Consider the following 17,343-nt stretch of genomic DNA (forward strand, 5'->3'; position numbering starts at 1 on the left):
GCGGCTGAAAAATGCAATGTGCGGACGTAAATCGAATGAAACAGCTGACGCTTGCGTTCCAGGGCACGAATGGAGAAGGATGCAGACGAGTGGTGGCAAACCGATATAACGCCGTTGCATCAAGGATGAAATAATTATGACAAATGCGTCTTAGCATTTTTCGTAAGCCAGCTAAGTTATGTCTTCCCTATTTCATTGCCTTGTTTCCTGGAGTTTTCATGAACACCGCCGCATTGCGCGAGCAGATCCACATAGCCCGACAACACGAGATTGAAACCGGAAAGCTGACCCGTCAGCTGGAAGCCCAACTGCAACACCTGCACCCGGCCATCCAGTTGCCGGAAACCGACGCCAACGGCGTGCTGACGCGTTTTGTCGCCGCCTACATCGACGAAGTGCCAGACCTGCTGGATGCAGCCAATGAAGTCGCCAGGGAAGCGGGAATCGAGTCGCAGATCAAACCGGTGCTGAAAATCGCCGAGCAGTACTTCATCCAGCCGCCCGTGGGCCTGGACAGTCTGCTGGACGAAGCCTATCTGGCGCACCGTTTTGTCGAAGAGGTAAACGACCTGTACATCAAGCATTTCGGCCAGCCACTGATCCCCTTGGACATGACGGTCGCCAATCTGATTGCTCACCAGTTGATCGGTGAGGAATTTGCCAACCAACTCGACGAAGTGGTGCATCACGCGGTGGACAGCATGCTCGACGACGACAGCTTTGCGCTGGAGTCGGTGGAAGCCTACCGCGAGAAACTCAGCAGCCCGGACACCGGTGCGGCGTGGAAACGCTGGCCGTGCATGAGCCGCCGTTTGGGCGTGGGCCTGGAGCTGGATCAGCCTGCGGCTTGATCTCGGCGCAAACGATTGGGGGAACAGATTGCTCTGTTCCCCCAAGTGTTTTCAGCCCGCCGCTCCGATCCCGGTGGTGGTGCGGATCCGCCCTTCGAGCCGCCGTTTCAACCCGCGCGACTCGATCAACAGTTTCGCCCCCTTGGCCGCATTCGCCCGGCCCCACTCTTCGAGCAGTTCCAGACACGAATGGTCGATGTAGCTCAGATTGTTGAGCGGCACATGCACCGTGGTGCCCGGCGGAATGCTGCCCAGCACCTGCGTCAGTGCCGGCACTTTGAGGAACGTTGCCGCGCCCACCAGACGCAACTCCATTTCCCCGTCCTGCGGCAGATCGATCAGGCTGATTTTCAGGCGTGAAGCCTTGAACGCCAGCTTCACCAGGGTCAGGCCGAAACCGATCAGCACACCAGTCAGCAGGTCGGTGAAGATGATCGCCAGCGCCGTGGCGGCGTAGGTGAACATCGGCATCCGGCCATAACGCCCCAGACCACGGAACGCCTTGAGATCCACCAGTTTGAAACCGGTGTAGACCAGAACACCCGCCAGACTCGCCACAGGAATGCTCTGCAACACGCTCGACAGCAACAGCACGAACGCCAGCAGCCACAGGCCATGGAAAATCGTCGAGTAGCGCGTGGTGGCGCCAGCCTGGACGTTGGCCGAACTGCGCACGATCACCCCGGTCATCGGCAGCGCACCGACCAGCCCGCAGAGCATGTTGCCGACGCCTTGCGCCGACAGCTCACGGTCGAAATCCGAACGCGGGCCGCTGTGCATGCGATCCACCGCGGCGGCGGACAGCAGGGTTTCAGCGCTGGCGATGAAGGCCACAGCGAACGCGGCGATCAGCAGCGTTGGATCGGCGAGACTGAGCAGGTCCGCTGGTTTCAGCCAGTCGATGGCTTCGGCGAGATTCTCTGGCACTTCAACTCGTTTCACTTGCAACGCCAACAGCAGGCTGGCACCTGTCGCCAGGCCGACACCGAGCAGCGCGCCCGGAATGAAGCGCAGCGAATGCGGGCGGAATTTCTCCCACAGCCACATCACGGCGATGGTCGAAAGCCCGAGCAACCCGGCCTGCCAGCCAAGGGACGGCAAGGCCTGCGCCACCGCGCCGGGGAATGCCGTGAGGTTGTCCAGACCAGACGGTTTCGGCGCGGCATCCAGCATCACATGTACCTGCGACAGCACAATCAGCACGCCAATCCCCGCAAGCATGCCGTACACCACCGCTGGCGCCGTGACCCGGAACCAGCAACCGAGCTTCAGCCGTCCGGCCACCAGTTGCAGGAAACCGGCGAGCAGTAGGATCGGCCCGAGCATTTCGATGCCGTGCTGGCGCACCAGCTCGAACACCAGCACCGCCAGACCCGCCGCCGGCCCGCTGACCTGCAACGGCGAACCCGCCAGCCAGCCCACCACCAGACCGCCGATGATCCCGGTGATCAGGCCTTTGGCTGGCGGCAGCCCTGACGCAATGGCAATGCCCATGCACAGCGGCAGGGCGACCAGAAACACAACCACTGAAGCGAGCAGCTCCCGTGGCAACACAGCTTTCAATTGAGCCGCACGCATGGCGATACTCCCGAAGTTTTCTTCAGGCGTGGCGAGGCCGGACCGCTGAAACAGCGGCCGGCGTCAAACCACACAGATTTTTAGGAGGATTTAGAAGCGCGCTTTGGGCGTCGCCACCGGGATCGGATGGCTGCCGTCGAGCGGCAGGAAGCAACCCTGATCCGCGTCGTAAGCTTTGATTTCGCTGGTTTCGATGTTGTAGACCCAGCCATGGATGAACAGATGACCGTTCGCCATGCGCGAGGCTACCGAAGGATGGGTACGCAAGTGCTGCAGTTGGGCGATGACGTTCTCCTCGGTGAGGATCGGCATGCTTTCTTTTTCGTTGGCGCAGTTGCAGTTGTCCTGCACCATGGTTTTCGCGACTTCGGCGTGGCGTAGCCAGGCTTTGACCGTCGGCATTTTTTCCAGGCTGTCCGGATTGAGCACCGCACGCATGGCGCCGCAATCGGAGTGGCCGCAGATGATGATGTGCTGCACGCCAAGGGCCAGTACCGCGTATTCGATGGCGGTGGAAACGCCGCCGTTCATCTGGCCGTAGGGTGGCACCACGTTGCCGACGTTACGGGTCACGAACAGATCGCCGGGGGAACTCTGGGTGATCAGTTCGGGCACGATGCGCGAGTCGGCGCAGGTGATGAACATCGCTCGTGGCGACTGGGCCGTGGCGAGTTTCTTGAAGAGTTCTTCCTGCTGTGGAAAGACCTCATGATGAAAATGCAAAAAGCCGTCAACGATATGCTTCAACGCTGCATCGGCGGATTCCGCCACAGGGGCGGCTTGCGCCGACGCAGCCAACGGCTGTTTATCCTTGTCACTCATGATTCATCCTCATTGGCGGATTCGGGGAGTCGTTCCCGTGTATTCCGGTGTGAAGCCAGTGGCTGTTTAGAACATCCGGGTCATCCCGACCCGTCAGTCACTCGATGAACAAGGTAACCGCCGAAACTTAACTCAAACTGAATCAAGCGCTCTAGAACGTGTGTTCCAGGTCACAAAAAACGTGACCGGCGTAAACCGGGCCAAGCATTCCTTCCTCTCAACCATAGGCCAATTGTCCCTAAATCAGCGCCATCTGGCGACCCGGCGGACAGAAGGCCGTGCAATCGAGATTGAAGCCTTCGCGGTGATTGAGCCCCAGGCGCTTCAGCGCTTTGGCGAAGCGCTGGGCGAGCAGGTCGGCGAACGGCCCCTCGCCGCGCATCCGGGCACCGAAACGGCTGTCGTAGAGCTCGCCGCCACGGCTCTGGCGGATCAGGCTCAGCACATGCGCCGCACGTTGCGGGTAGTGCGCTTCAAGCCATTCCTCGAACAGCGGCGCCACCTCCAGCGGCAGACGCAGCATCATGTACGCAGCGCTCTGGGCGCCGGCGGCGTGGGCTTCGGTCAGCAGGCTTTCGATTTCGCTGTCGTTGATCATCGGAATCATCGGCGAACACAGCACACCGACCGGAATCCCCGCCTCGCGCATCACCCGAATCGCCCGCAACCGGGCCTTGGGCGCAGCTGCGCGGGGTTCGAGGATGCGTTTGAGTTCGTCGTCCAGGGTGGTGAGGCTGATCATCACCGCCACCAGCCGCTGTTGTGCCAGTTCGGTGAGCAGATCGAGATCACGCAGGATCAGCGAGCCTTTGGTGACAATGGTCACCGGATGCCGGTAGCGCAGCAGCACTTCGAGGGTCTGGCGGGTGATCCGGTGTTCGCGTTCGATCGGCTGATAGGGATCGGTATTGGAGCCAAGGTTGATCGGCGCGCATTGATAGCCTTTTTTCCCCAGCTGTTCTTCCAGCACTTGGGCGGCGTTGGTCTTGGCGATCAGTTTGGTTTCGAAATCCAGCCCCGGCGACATGTCCCAATAGGCGTGGCTGGGCCGTGCGTAGCAATAAATGCAGCCATGCTCACAGCCGCGATAGGGATTGATCGAGCGGTCGAAGGGCAGGTCCGGCGAAGTGTTGCGGGTGATGATGGTCTTCGCGGTTTCGAAGCTGACTTCGGTGCCCTGGGTCAAAGGCACTTCTTGAAACCAGCCGTCATCCTCCGCCACCGAACGACTCGGCGCGAAGCGGTTGTGCGGGTTGGTGGCGGTGCCGCGACCGCGCGGAGGAAGAGGGATGGACATGGCAGTGCCTCGATACTGTGTGCATATACAGTATCGAGGCACTGTCGATCTGACTAGTGCCGTTGGGCGAACAGTCAGTTGTGTTGTGTCACCTGGCCGAGGTCATCGGTCGAGGTGTGCGTCATGTCTTCCTTGCGCAACTCGGCCACATCAGCGGCCTTGACCGGCGCGCCCTTGTTGCCCCAACTACCACGGATGAAGCTCACCACATCCGCCACTTCCTGATCCGACAGACGCCAGGCGAAACCCGGCATGGTGAAGGTGGACGGCGCCGTGTGCGTCGCAGGCAGGGTGCCGCCCTTGAGCACGATGTGGATGAGCGAAGTCGGGTCGTCCGATTGCAGCACCGGATTGCCTGCCAGCGCCGGGAACACCCGGGTGTAGCCATGGCCGTCGGTGCGGTGGCACGCCGCGCAGTTGTCGATGTACACCGACGCACCGCGTTGACTGTCGTCACCGTTCCACAAGGCCTTGGCGGCTTTCTCGTCGTACTGGTGCGGCTGGTCGGCGGGGTCATTGGCCGGCAGCGATTTCAGGTAACGGGCAATCGCGGTCAGGTCGGCGTCGGTCATGTACTGCATGCTGTGGGTGACCACGTCGCTCATGCCGCCGAACACTGCGCTGTGGTCGCTGCGACCGGTCTTGAGGAATTGCACCAGTTGTTCTTCGCTCCAGCTGCCGAGACCGTCCTTGTGGTCGCCGCGCAGGCTCTTGGCGATCCAGCCTTCCAGCGGCGCACTGCCTGACAGAAAGCTGCTGCCTTCGGCCGCGCTCAGGGATTTTTCCTGCATGGTCAGGGCTCGTGGCGTATGGCAGGCGCCGCAATGTCCGAGGCCTTCCACCAGATACGCCCCACGGCTGACGACGGCATCGTCCGACGCGGCTTTGTAGTCCTCGACCTTCGGCGCGAACAGCCAGCGCCAGCCCATTAGCGGCCAGCGCATGCTCAATGGCCAAGGGATGTCGCTGGCCTTGTTCTCCTGCGCCACCGGTTCCACGCCGTGCATGAAGTAGGCGTAAAGCGCCTGCATGTCGGTTTCGCTGACGCGGGCGTAGGACGGGTACGGCATCGCCGGGTACAAGGTACTGCCGTTTTTGGCCACGCCATGGCGCACGGCCTGGTCGAAATCCTCGAAACTGTAGTCACCGACGCCGGTTTTATCCGGGGTAATGTTGGTCGAGTAGATCGTGCCGATCGGGGTTTCCATCGGCAGGCCACCGGCGAACGGCTTGCCGTCCTTGGCCGTGTGGCAGGCCACGCAGTCGCCGGCACGGGCGAGGTATTCGCCTTGCTTGATCAAGGATTGATCAACTTCGGCGCCATGAACGGCAGTGCTGCCGAGCAGGGCCAGGGTCGCGATAACGAGAGTCTTCATGGTCATCGCTCCTTAAGCCTGAACCAGCGGGCCGGGGTTTTTCAGGTACTGCTCGCGGATCGCTTTCGCCGACCAGTAGGTCAACGCGGCAACCAGGCCGGTCGGGTTGTAACCCAGGCCTTGCGGGAATGCCGAGGCGCCCGGGACGAATACGTTGTGCACGTCCCAACTCTGCAGGTAGCGGTTCAGCGCGCTGGTCTTCGGATCGGTGCCCATGATCGCGCCACCGTTGAGGTGGGTGGTCTGGTACGACGCGGTGTTGAAGTGGTCGCCGACTTTCTTGCCGATCACGGCGATGGCTTTCGGGCCCATGGCCTCGGCGATCTTGCCCATTTTCTCGACCATGAAGCGGTTCATCTTGATGTCGTTTTCCTGCCAGTCGAACGTCATCCGCAGCAGCGGCATGCCGTAGGCATCGCGGTACACCGGGTCCAGATCAAGGTAGTTGCCACGGTAGGACTGATGCGCGCCGTGGGCGTCCATCGACACTTGGTGGGTGTAGTAGTCGGCGGTGGCGCGTTTCCACGCACTGCCCCAGGCCGGGGTGCCCGGCGGGTTGGAGGTGCCGGCGATCGGTCGGCTGCCGGCCTGGTTGACCCACATCGGCGAGCCACCGACGAAGCCATGCGGCCCGTGATCGAAGTTGTCGGCGTTGAAGTCATCCACCGCCACACCGTTGCCGCCGGCGCCGATGAAGTTGTTGGTGTGGGTGTCCTTGTCGAAGAACGCCTTGATCGTGGCCATGTTCTGGTAGGCGAAGTTGCGCCCGACCACGCCTTCACCACTGACCGGGTCGTACGGTTTGCCGATGCCGGAGAGCAGCATCAGACGCACGTTGTGCAACTGGAACGCGCCGAGGATCACCAGATCCGCCGGTTGCTCGATCTCGCGACCCTGACCGTCGATGTAGGTAACGCCGGTGGCCTTGGTTTTCGTGCTGTCGAGGTTGACCCGCAGGACGTGCGCGTTAGGCCGCAGTTCGAAATTCGGCAGCGGCTTCAGCGCCGGTAGAATGTTCACGTTCGGCGAGGCCTTGGAATACATGTAGCAGACGTAACCGCTGCAGAAACCGCAGAAGTTGCACGGGCCCATCTGCGCGCCGTAGGGGTTGGTGTACGGCCCTGAAGTATTCGCGGAAGGCAGGTTGTAGGGTTTGTAGCCAACCTCCGTAGCCGCTTTGCCGAACAGCTGTGCGGAAACCGTGTTCTTCTGCGCTTCCAGCGGGAACGGGTTCGAGCGATCCGGCGCGTACGGGTTGCCGCCCTTGCCCTGACCGACCAGTTGGCCTTTCACGGTCCAGGCCTGGCCGGAGGTGCCGAAGACTTTTTCGGCGAAATCGAAGAATGGTTCCAGCTCTTCATAGCTGACGCCGAAGTCCTGGATGGTCATGTCCTTGGGGATGAAGCTTTTGCCGTAGCGCTCTTCGTAGTGGCTGCGCATGCGCAACTCGATCGGGTCGACACGAAAGTGCACGCCCGACCAGTGCAGCCCGGCGCCGCCCACGCCATTGCCCGGCAGGAACGCGCCCAACTGACGGTTCGGCAGGGCGATGTCGTTGACGCTGTGGCGGATGGTGACGGTTTCCTTGGAAACGTCCTGGAAGAGTTTTTTCCGCACGCTGTAGGTGAGTTCGTCGATCACCTGGGGATAGTTGCCGTCCGGGTAGGTGTCCTGCATCGGCCCGCGTTCCAGCGCCAGCACGTTGAGCCCGGCTTCGGTCAGCTCCTTGGCCATGATCGCGCCCGTCCAGCCGAAACCGACGATCACTGCGTCGACCTTCTTCATTACCGTTGCCATGCTCACGCCCTCTCGCCGCGAATCGAAACTGCCGGGAAGGGGTACTGCTCGTTGCGTTCCACCCAATCCATGAAATCGGCGCGGGCGCCGGGGAAGCCGATCATGGTCCAGCCGACCATGCCTTTGTTGCCGCCGTGGATCGGGTCGCAGAAGAACCCTTCCTTGGTGTTTTGCAGCAGCAGACTGAAGAAAATCTTCGCGGGAACAGCGTCGAATTGCGGTTTTCCGGCTTCAAGCTGCTTGAGCAGATCGTCTCGGGTAGCGCTGTCTTGCTCGGCAAATGTTTTACCGTTGATGGATTTTGCCCACTGATCCGTGGCGGCGATGCCGAGGCGATAGATCTCTTTTGGCACCAGTTTGCTCTGCCAGCCCATCTCCGGCGCGGCGTCGGCATTGAACGGGCCCTGCATGTACCAAAGGGCACCGGCGGCGTACGGGGTATTCATCTGACGGTCGATGTATTCCGGCACGCCAGCTTCGAGTGCACCTGGACCCTGCGAATCGTTGGGGATCAACTGCGCGACGGCGGCATTGATGAATGCCCACTCTTCGGCGGTGAAGTAGCTCGGCTGATAAGTGCTGGCTTCAACGGCGGCCGATTTTGCCGGGGCTGTGGCAGGCGCGCTTTCAGGCGCTGCTTGCAGCACCGTGCTGCCGAGACCGCTGCCGGCCAGAGTCACGACCGGAATCAGGGTCAGGGATTTGCGCAAAAACTCACGCCGCGGGTTGTCTCGATCTTCATCAGACATGGGGATGCACCTCATCAGGCATTGATGGTTGTCAGCCGTTTCTGTGAACGGCTCAAGAGTTTTCTGGCTGCGACGTGGCCGGAATGACCGGGAGAAGGGGGACGCGTCTGCAACATGATGTGACAAATGGTAGCAGGCTAAGCAACCGGATGAACCGATTCAGCCAAAAAAAGACCGCTTTTCGACCAAGGGAACCGGCGTCTTCACGATTCTTTTACAAGCGCCTCACAGGGATTTGACTGCGTGGCTCGCAAGCTGCGGTCTTCACTGACGAAACCCACACGGTCGCCGTAAAGCATGTTCCTGACGCGTTTTTCCTCTGCTCTCTGTTTGTCGCTGCTTGCGCTGTTCAGCTGGATTCCCGCTCAGGCCGCGGAAACTCCGGCTTCCCGTCCCGTCGAGTGGGCGCAACCGGTAGAAGTGCAATACAACCTGTTCCAGATGTCGCCCACGCTGTATCGCAGCGCGCTCCCGGATGACGGCGCGGTACCGTTGCTGACCAACCTGAAGGTGGCCACGGTCATCAACTTCCTGCCGGAAGCGGATTCCAGCTGGCTGAAAGCCCCCGGTATCCATCAGGTGCAATTGCCCTATCGCACCAATCACGTGGACGACAGTGATGTGCTCAAGACCCTGCGTGCCATCCAGTCCGCCGAAGCCGACGGCCCGGTGCTGATGCACTGCAAGCACGGCTCCGATCGCACCGGCCTGATGGCGGCGATGTACCGGATCGTTGTGCAGGGCTGGAGCAAGGAAGACGCCCTCAACGAAATGACCCAGGGCGGCTTTGGTGAGAGTGGGCACTTCCGGGACAGCGTGCGCTACGTGATGCAGGCCGATGTCGATAAATTGCGCACCGCGCTGGCCAATGGCGATTGCAGCACCAGCGCGTTTGCTACGTGCTCGATGAAGAGCTGGTTTCAGACGGTCAATCTGAAGTAACTCGTCCGGCCTCTCCGTCAACGAGGCCGGCGACCGGCTGGCCGATGAACGCTTCCACCGCGTCCAGCAACGGACGCCCGGCACCCGGGGCAAAGAACGTTGCACGAAACTCTCGGCCGGTTTGCGCGTTGAACACCCAGTCCCGGCTGAAGCGCTTGAACGCTTCCTCAGCCAGCACGCCCGACCAGATGTAGGCGTAAACCGAAGCGTCGTACTGGGTCACCATGTAATCGAATCCATTGGCGAAACGGTGATCGTCCGGCAGTTGCAGAGGACCCAGGTTGCGCTGCACATCGTTGCAAACCTCCTCGACCGAGCGCCCATCGCCGTGGGTCAGGTGTAGTTCGAAGTCGATCATCGCCCCCATCAGCAACAAGGCCTGCTGCCGGCTGGAGTGGGCCTGAGCAGCTGACAGTGCCGCGTCGACCCGAATGGCGCTCAAGCGTTCGCCGGTCTGGAAATGCGCGCCGAGCCACAGCACAAATTCCCGCGACAAACACCACTGCTCGAACAACTGCCCGGAAAACTCCGCCGCTTCATGGCCCAGTTGCAGGATGCCGGACAGGCTGTGATGGGACGAGCGCGTCAGCACGTGCTGGAGGCAGTGGCCGAATTCATGAAACAGCACCCGCAGATCGTCGATTTCGAGCCGGCACGGATGGGGGTCGGTGGCCGGTGTGAAGTTGCTGTAGAGCAGGGCAATCGGCAGCGCGGGGCGACCTTCGGCATTGATCCGGCGATTGCGCAGTGTGGAGGTGCCGGGGAAGTCCACCGCGTTGTCGCGGTGAAACGGGTCGAGGTAGATGTAGCCGATGACCTGCTCATGCTCGCTGATTTCCAGCAGGCGTACATCGTCATGCCAGTGGCCGCCACTGGACCGCTCGACGATGCGGATCCCGAACATCCGTTCGCAGAACAGAAAGAGCCTGCGCAGGGTGCCCTCGAGCGGAAAGTAATCACGCAGGTTTTTCAGCGCACCGGGAAACTGCTGCTGGCGCCATTGTTCGGCGAGGAAATCTTCGTCCCACGGCTGGACCCGGTCGATCCCGCGTTGCTGCGCGAAGGCTGCCAGTTGCGCTATATCCTGCGCGAGGGCAGGTGCCCGTTGCGCCGCCTGACGCTGGAGAAAGCGACTGACCCATGCGGTCGTCCCGGCGCTGTTTTTGGCCAGGCTCAGTTGCGCGGCGTTTTCATGGCCGAGCAAACGGGCTTTCTGCTGGCGCAGGGCGAGCAGTTTCTTCAGCACCGGGCCGTTATCGAAGCGGCCGGCCAGTGGGCCCCGATCGGAGGCGCGGGTCATGTAGGCAACGTAGCATTCCTCTCGCAAGGCACGGTTCTCGGCGTACTTGAGGATGTGCTGGCAGGTGTTCTGGTCCAGCCGGATCAGCCAGCCGTCATGGCCGGCCTCGCGTGCGGCGAGTGCCAGCCGATTCGTCATCGCCGACGACAGGCCCGCAAGCAGCGCAATATCGTCTACACGTTTGCTCCACGCCTCGGTCCAGCGCTCGAGGTTGTCCAGAAACACGTACTCCAGCCCGCCGATCTCGCGGTTCAATCGCGCCAGTTCCTGTTGCTGTTCAGCAGGAAGCTCGATGCCCGACTGCTTGAATCGGCGCAGAATCCGCGCCAGCGCGATGTTGCGCGACTCATCGAAACTGCCGGCGATCGAGCTCTGCGCCAAACGCTGGTAAGCCTCGTACAACGGGCGATTTCGGGCTTTTTCGGAGCGATACTGATTGATCGCCAGATGCGCCTTGGCGCTTTCCACGAGCCAGGTGGCATCGTCGGATCTGACCATCGACAACGTTTCGAGAATCGAGCGGAGTTCACCGAGGCGCGCGTCGGCCTCGTCGATGCTCAGCACCAGATCATCCCAGCCGGGATGTTCGGCCTGACTGGCGATCACCTGGGCGATGATTCGCTGGTTGTCGGCAATGATGCCGTTGACGGCCGGCAGCAGGTGCTCGGCTCGAATCGCTGGCCACGGTGGCAGCGTCCAGTGTTGCAGGAGGGGATTGGTGTCGGGCATGGCAGCTTCCTTCGAGGCGTGGCACAAAGGGCCAGCCTACGAAGCAAGTGCGGGGGACAGGTGTTAAGCCAATACCACCTTCCACCGACGAATCGGGGAAGGTGGTTCTGGATCAGTGCTGCTCGTCGGGCTTTTTCTTCAGCTTCGGATTCGGGAAGAATTGCACCGCCTGAACCGTTTTGTCCGGTGCCGGCTTGAGCGCGCTGGTGTTGACCCTCGTGCCCAGTTCTTTCGGTACCGAAAGCCCTTGGGCATTCAGCGTATCGCTGTAGCCGCACGCCACGCATTCGCGGTGCGGGACATCGTCCTCGCTCCACATCATCAGTTTGTCCGGCTCGCTGCACGCCGGGCAGACCGCCCCGGCGATAAAGCGTTTTTTGGTCTTCACGGGTGCCTCACTCATGCTGCCGCGTCCTCACTCAGGCCGCTGTGGCGCAAGAGTGCGTCAATCGACGGCTCACGGCCACGGAAGTCGACGAACAGCACCATCGGTTCCTGCGAGCCGCCACGGGCCAGGATTGCCTCGCGGAAGGCGCGACCGGTGTCGGCATTCAGCACGCCGTCTTCTTCGAACTTCGAGAAGGCATCCGCCGACAACACTTCCGCCCACTTGTAGCTGTAGTAACCCGCCGCGTAACCGCCGGCGAAGATGTGCGCGAAGCTGTTAGGGAAGCGGTTGTAGGCCGGAGGACGCATTACCGAGACTTCGTTGCGCACGCCTTCCAGCACTTGGGCAACGCTGCGGCCATCACCGTGGGTGGCGTGCAGTTCGAAGTCAAACAGCGAGAACTCCAGTTGACGCACCATCATCAGGCCGGACTGGAAGTTCTTCGCTGCGAGCATTTTTTCCAGCAGATCCTGCGGCAGCGGCTCGCCGGTTTCGTAGTGGCCGGAAATCAGCGCGAGGCCTTCCGGCTCCCAGCACCAGTTTTCCATGAACTGGCTCGGCAGCTCGACCGCATCCCACGCCACGCCGTTGATGCCGGACACGCCAGCATGCTCGACGCGGGTCAGCAGGTGATGCAGGCCATGGCCGAATTCGTGGAACAGGGTGGTCACTTCATCGTGGGTCAGCAGCGCAGGCTTGCCGCTGTCGGCCGGGGTGAAGTTGCACACCAGGTTGGCCACCGGGCTTTGCAGCACGCCGTCGAGGGTGCGGCGACGGTCGCGGGCGCCATCCATCCAGGCACCGCCGCGCTTGTTGGCGCGGGCGTAGAGATCGAAGAAGAAGCGGCCGACGTGCTGGCCGTTTTCCTTGATCTCGAACAGGCGAACATCCGGGTGCCAAGTGTCGAAACCTTTCAGTTCGGCGATTTCGATGCCGTACAAGCGCTGAACGATGGCGAACAGGCCGCCCAGCACTTTGTCGATCGGGAAGTAGGCGCGCAGGGTTTCCTGGGCGACGCTGTAGCGTTGTTCACGGAGTTTTTCACCGTAGAAACCGCTGTCCCAGCTTTGCAGATCGGCGCAGCCCTGTTCGGCGGCGTAAGCCTTGAGCTGTTGCAGATCCTGGGCGGCGAACGGTTTGCTGCGCTTGGCCAGATCACGCAGGAAGCTCAGCACCTGATCGCTGGACTCGGCCATTTTGGTCGCCAGGCTCAGTTCGGAGAAGCTGGAGAAACCGAGCAGTTTGGCCAGTTCCTGACGCAGGTCGAGGATTTCGCCCATCACCGGGCCGTTGTCGTTCTGGCCGGCGTTCGGGCCTTGATCCGACGCACGGGTGCAGTAGGCGGCGTAGACTTCTTCACGCAGCGCACGGTCCTGGGCGTAGGTCATCACCGCGTAGTAGCTCGGGAATTCCAGGGTGATCAGCCAGCCATCGAGGCCTTTGGCCTGTGCGGCGGCAGCCATTTGTGCCTTGGCCGAATCGGTCAGGCCGGCGAGGGCGGCTTCGTCGGTCAGGTGTTTGGTCCAGGCCTGAGTGGCGTCGAGCAACTGGTTGGAGAAGCGGCTGCCCAGCTCGGACAGTTTGCTCTGCACTTCGGCGTAGCGTTTCTGTTCGGCTTCCGGCAGATCGATACCCGACAGGCGGAAGTCGCGCAGGGCATGTTCCAGGATGGTTTTTTGCGCCACGTCGAAACCGGCGGCTTCCGGGCTGTTGGCCAGGGCTTCATAAGCCTGGAACAGCTCGCGGTTCTGGCCCATTTCGGTGGAATAGGCGCTCAATGCCGGCAGGCACGACTCGTAGGCTTCACGCAGTTCGGCGCTGTTGCACACGGCATTGAGGTGGCTGACCGGACTCCAGGCTGCGCCCAGGCGATCATTGAGTTCGTCCATCGCCAGCACCAGCCCGGCCCAGGTCGGGTTCTGGCCCTGGGTCTTGAGGATTTCGGCAATGGCGGCGCGGTTGTCGGCCAGGATGGTTTCGATGGCCGGCTGCACGTGTTCGGCACGGATCGCGGAGAACGGCGGCAGGTCGTAGGACTGCAGAAGAGGGTTGTTCACGCTCACGGTTGGCACCTTGGCTGGAAGAAACATGCGCCCATCTTAATTACAATCGACACCCACCGCAGCTATCGGCGACAGAGAGAGAACTAATCGTGTCCCTTCGCAAGTACCAGAATCACACCCCACGCTTGAGCCAAGGCGCTTTTGTCGACGGCTCCGCGGTGGTGATCGGCGACGTCGAAATCGGCGAAGACAGCTCCGTGTGGCCGCTGACCGTGATCCGCGGCGACATGCACCACATCCGCATCGGCGCGCGCACCAGCGTGCAGGATGGCTGCGTGTTGCACATCACCCACGCCGGCCCGTTCAATCCCGATGGCTTCCCGCTGCTGATCGGCGATGACGTGACCATCGCCCACAAGGTCATGCTGCATGGCTGCACTGTGGGCAGCCGCGTGTTGATCGGCATGGGCAGCATCGTCATGGACGGCGCGGTGGTCGAGGACGATGTGATCATCGGCGCCGGCAGCCTGGTGCCACCGGGCAAGCGTCTGGAAAGCGGTTTTCTGTACGTGGGCAGCCCGGTGAAGCAGGTTCGCCGGCTGACCGACAAGGAAAACGCCTTTTTCACCTACAGCGCGGCGAACTACGTGAAGCTCAAGGACCTGCATCTGGCCGAAGGCTACGACCAGCTCTGACTTTTCTCTCTATTGCCCGGGATTTTTCATGCATTACCAGACCGTTCTATTCGACCTCGACGGCACTCTCACCGACCCGCGTGAGGGCATCACCCGTTCCATCCAGTTCGCCTTGAGCAAACTCGGCATCGATGAGCCGGACCTGACCAGACTGGAACACTTCATCGGCCCGCCGCTGTTGCAGGCGTTCATGCAGTTTTATGGTTTTGATGAAGCGAAAGCCTGGGAGGCGGTGAATTTCTATCGCGAGCGCTTCAAGGTCACCGGCCTGTACGAGAATCGGGTGTTCGAGGGCGTCACGCCGTTGCTGGAAACCCTGAGCGGCCAGGGCCGCCAGCTGTATATCGCGACGTCGAAGCCGTGGGTGTTCGCCCGGGAAATCGCCCGGCACTTTGATTTCGCCAGACACTTCAAGGTGATTTACGGCAGCGAACTGGACGGCACCCGCACCAACAAGGTCGAGCTGATTGCGCACCTGATCGCTGAAGAGGGTCTGGATCCGGCCAATACGCTGATGATCGGTGACCGCAAGCATGACCTGATCGGTGCTCGCAGCAACGGGCTGGATGCGGCGGCCGTGGGTTACGGTTTTGGCAGCCATGAAGAGCTGAGTGCCGAAGCGCCGGCGTATCACTTCGAGACGCTGGCCGAGCTGCATCAGGCGTTTTTGCAGCGCTGATGAGTCAGCCATCGCGAGCAAGCTCGCTCCCACAGTGACCGCGTTTCAGTAATAGATCCCGGTTTCCTGTGGGAGCGAGCTTGCTCGCGATGGGGACAAAAAGCCGCTCCAGGTTTAAGAGCCTGCCAGCAGTTTCAGAGCCGACTTACGCTCAACGACTGGCAAGCCACCCAACTTCTCGACCTCTGCGTAAAACCTGACCCAATCCCCACCGACCTGCCTGAACAACGCCGTAAACGCCGGCACCCACTGGTCATACAGCCCGAACGGCAACAGCCGTGCGTTGTTCAACGGCGCATTGACCCAGGCGTCATAGCGTTTGTCGCCGGCCCACTGACCATCGCGCATTGTTCGATAGTCGTGTCGAAACCGTTCGAACTCCGCCGCCTTGCGCTCGCGCATCTGCGCTGTCGCCAATGGTTGTGCATAGAGTTTTTCAAGCCGTGAGCGGGTATCGAGGATCAACTGAATGAATTGATCCCGCTGCTTGAGCTTCGAGTCGTTTTCCGGGGGCAAGTTACGAAACGCTCGCCACTGCCGCGTACCTTCCTGCTCGACGAAGGTGGCGAAAGACTCGTTGAACTCGGTGTCGTCCTTCACGTAGAAGCGCTGGTGGGCCAGCTCATGGAAAATCAGCGTCGCCAGACGCTCGTCGCCCCAGCCCATCATCGAATTGAGGATCGGGTCGTTGAACCAGCCCAGGGTCGAGTAGGCCTCGACGCCGCCGATCGACACGTCCATGCCTTGCAAGCGCTGAATCGCGGCTTCGCCCCGCGCCGCGCTCTGGCTGTAATAGCCGCGGTAGGCCACGCAACCGGCAATCGGGAAGCAATGGTTCTGCGGGCTCAGGGAAAATTCCGGGGTGGCGAACACATTCCACACGACAAACGGCTGACCGATGTCGGCATAGAGGCGATAGCTTTGGTTGTCTGGCAGGTGCAGGTGTTCGCTGGCGAAGGCCCGGGCTTTCTGGGACTGGGCGAGGTGAGTGCGCAGTTTGGCGTCGCGAGCCGGGTCGGCAATCACCTTGGCCACCGGCTCCCGTGCCCGCAAAAGCTGCAGCTGACCGCTGGCCAGCTGGCTGTAATAGCTCAGGCTTGAGCAACCGTTGAGCAACAAAATCATCACACCCGGAAACAAAACCCGCAAAACGCGATCAAGTAACCCATGGCTTGGAAGCGGCCTGATCAAAATAAGAAATCCCCCCGGAAAGTCTGCCCAAGACTATCCCGCCCATTGGAGCTCCGCTATGCGCATGTTGATACTGACAGGAAGCGTGCTGACGCTGGCCGGTTGTGCCGGATTCGGAATGCCGTCCCCTGACCCCTCGCAAGCCTGGATTGATCTGGATGCCCGGCAACAGGACACGGCGTTGCAGGCGCTGGAAGTCGACAAAAAGGCTGCCGTCGATCATCGTTACTTCGAAGTGCAGCCCGGCAGTCATGAGCTGACGGTGCGTTATCAATTCCCGGTCGAAGCGACCAATATCGGCCCGGATGCCGAGCCGCTGTGGCGCGATTGTCAGTTGAACGTGAAATTCAAGGATTTCAACGCCGGCCAGCGTTATCAGTTGCAGGCGGGAAGCATTGGTTTCCGTCCATGGGCCAAGCTCTACGATCAACAACGCAACGTGGTGGGCCAAGGCACGCCGGCGGGCTGTCAGCGAACCTGATCGGCGTTATGCTGGATGTCCGAACTCACGGACATCCATCATGCGCACGTTGATGCTGTTGCTGGCCGCAGGCGTACTCGCCGGGTGCCAGACACCGTTGCCCCCCGTCGACCCGAACATGGCCTGGGTCGAATTCTCTACGCCAACCCCCGGCGGGAAACTGCTGATGGCCGAGCGTCTCGACAACAAGCGGCTGACTGACGGACGTTTCTTCCAGGTCACCCCCGGCAGCCATGAGATGCGGGTGCGCTTCGACTTTGAAGTGTTCGGCGGAGGCGGCAGCCTGATGACCGGCCCCGTTGAGCGGCTGTGCTATCTGACCATCCGCTACGATCATTTCGAGGCAGGCCAGCGTTACTTGCTCGAAGGCCGTTCGCTGGCGTTTACCCCGAGTGCCCGCCTGTACAACGACAAGCGGGAAATCGTCGCCGAGGACCGCGAGGTCAACTGCATCATCTGAGGCGC

At 61.3% G+C, this 17,343-nt stretch carries 16 protein-coding genes; 6 read left to right on the forward strand and 10 right to left on the reverse strand.

The genetic code is table 11. The features are described 5' to 3' along the window. Positions 1–218 precede the first annotated feature (218 nt). Positions 219–851, forward strand: coding sequence for a hypothetical protein (locus CAF90_RS11665; protein ID WP_007953981.1), 633 nt, complete (start codon positions 219–221; stop codon positions 849–851). A 51-nt stretch (positions 852–902) separates the two neighbouring features. Here CAF90_RS11665 and CAF90_RS11670 read toward each other — a convergent pair whose 3' ends face one another. The 6 genes from CAF90_RS11670 to CAF90_RS11695 all read right to left on the reverse strand — a co-directional run bounded on the left by CAF90_RS11670 (position 903) and on the right by CAF90_RS11695 (position 8,470). After that, complete coding sequence (locus CAF90_RS11670; protein ID WP_085606418.1) at positions 903–2,429, reverse strand: SulP family inorganic anion transporter; 1,527 nt, start codon at positions 2,427–2,429, stop codon at positions 903–905. A gap of 90 nt (positions 2,430–2,519) precedes the next feature. Beyond that, positions 2,520–3,251: a carbonic anhydrase gene (locus tag CAF90_RS11675; protein ID WP_007953979.1), complete on the reverse strand. Its 732-nt coding sequence runs from the start codon at positions 3,249–3,251 to the stop codon at positions 2,520–2,522. A gap of 238 nt (positions 3,252–3,489) precedes the next feature. Continuing rightward, positions 3,490–4,548 carry a PA0069 family radical SAM protein gene (locus tag CAF90_RS11680; RefSeq protein WP_085606420.1) on the reverse strand — a complete coding sequence of 353 codons (1,059 nt, stop codon included), beginning with the start codon at positions 4,546–4,548 and terminating at the stop codon, positions 3,490–3,492. Positions 4,549–4,622: 74 nt separating this feature from the next. Beyond that, positions 4,623–5,924, reverse strand: coding sequence for a cytochrome c (locus CAF90_RS11685; protein WP_085606422.1), 1,302 nt, complete (start codon positions 5,922–5,924; stop codon positions 4,623–4,625). Between the two features lie 12 nt (positions 5,925–5,936). Further along, positions 5,937–7,721, reverse strand: a complete 1,785-nt coding sequence (locus CAF90_RS11690) for a GMC family oxidoreductase (RefSeq protein ID WP_007953975.1) — start codon at positions 7,719–7,721, stop codon at positions 5,937–5,939. 2 nt (positions 7,722–7,723) lie between these two features. Then, positions 7,724–8,470, reverse strand: a complete 747-nt coding sequence (locus CAF90_RS11695; protein ID WP_085606424.1) for a gluconate 2-dehydrogenase subunit 3 family protein — start codon at positions 8,468–8,470, stop codon at positions 7,724–7,726. A 297-nt stretch (positions 8,471–8,767) separates the two neighbouring features. Between CAF90_RS11695 and CAF90_RS11700 the strand changes: the two genes are divergently transcribed. Further along, positions 8,768–9,412, forward strand: coding sequence for a dual specificity protein phosphatase family protein (locus CAF90_RS11700; protein WP_085606426.1), 645 nt, complete (start codon positions 8,768–8,770; stop codon positions 9,410–9,412). Here CAF90_RS11700 and CAF90_RS11705 read toward each other — a convergent pair. The 3 genes from CAF90_RS11705 to prlC form a co-directional block, all read right to left on the reverse strand. After that, complete coding sequence (locus CAF90_RS11705) at positions 9,399–11,441, reverse strand: M3 family metallopeptidase (RefSeq protein WP_085606428.1); 2,043 nt, start codon at positions 11,439–11,441, stop codon at positions 9,399–9,401. The genes CAF90_RS11700 and CAF90_RS11705 overlap by 14 nt on opposite strands. A 112-nt stretch (positions 11,442–11,553) precedes the next feature. After that, the gene (locus tag CAF90_RS11710) at positions 11,554–11,844 is read right to left on the reverse strand and encodes a YheV family putative zinc ribbon protein (RefSeq protein WP_007953955.1); all 291 of its coding nucleotides are present in this window, start codon (positions 11,842–11,844) and stop codon (positions 11,554–11,556) included. Continuing rightward, complete coding sequence (gene prlC / locus CAF90_RS11715) at positions 11,841–13,892, reverse strand: oligopeptidase A (RefSeq protein ID WP_085606473.1); 2,052 nt, start codon at positions 13,890–13,892, stop codon at positions 11,841–11,843. Before prlC ends, CAF90_RS11710 begins: the two co-directional genes overlap by 4 nt. 89 nt (positions 13,893–13,981) lie before the next feature. On the opposite strand from prlC, the gene CAF90_RS11720 reads away from it, so the two are divergent. Both CAF90_RS11720 and CAF90_RS11725 read left to right on the forward strand, forming a co-directional pair. Continuing rightward, entirely contained in the window at positions 13,982–14,527 is a 546-nt protein-coding gene (locus tag CAF90_RS11720; protein WP_085606429.1) for a gamma carbonic anhydrase family protein, read from the forward strand. A gap of 28 nt (positions 14,528–14,555) precedes the next feature. After that, positions 14,556–15,206, forward strand: coding sequence for an HAD family hydrolase (locus tag CAF90_RS11725; RefSeq protein ID WP_085606431.1), 651 nt, complete (start codon positions 14,556–14,558; stop codon positions 15,204–15,206). Positions 15,207–15,320: 114 nt separating this feature from the next. Here CAF90_RS11725 and CAF90_RS11730 read toward each other — a convergent pair whose 3' ends face one another. Then, positions 15,321–16,397 carry an aminopeptidase gene (locus CAF90_RS11730; RefSeq protein WP_085606433.1) on the reverse strand — a complete coding sequence of 359 codons (1,077 nt, stop codon included), beginning with the start codon at positions 16,395–16,397 and terminating at the stop codon, positions 15,321–15,323. A 58-nt stretch (positions 16,398–16,455) separates the two neighbouring features. On the opposite strand from CAF90_RS11730, the gene CAF90_RS11735 reads away from it, so the two are divergent. Both CAF90_RS11735 and CAF90_RS11740 read left to right on the forward strand, forming a co-directional pair. Beyond that, positions 16,456–16,878 (forward strand): hypothetical protein, encoded by a 423-nt coding sequence (locus CAF90_RS11735; RefSeq protein ID WP_085606435.1) that lies wholly within the window; start codon positions 16,456–16,458, stop codon positions 16,876–16,878. A 40-nt stretch (positions 16,879–16,918) separates the two neighbouring features. After that, entirely contained in the window at positions 16,919–17,338 is a 420-nt protein-coding gene (locus CAF90_RS11740) for a hypothetical protein (protein WP_085606437.1), read from the forward strand. Positions 17,339–17,343 lie beyond the last annotated feature (5 nt).

The organism is Pseudomonas sp. B37(2017) (assembly GCF_002112885.1).
GTDB lineage: Bacteria > Pseudomonadota > Gammaproteobacteria > Pseudomonadales > Pseudomonadaceae > Aquipseudomonas > Aquipseudomonas paraglycinae.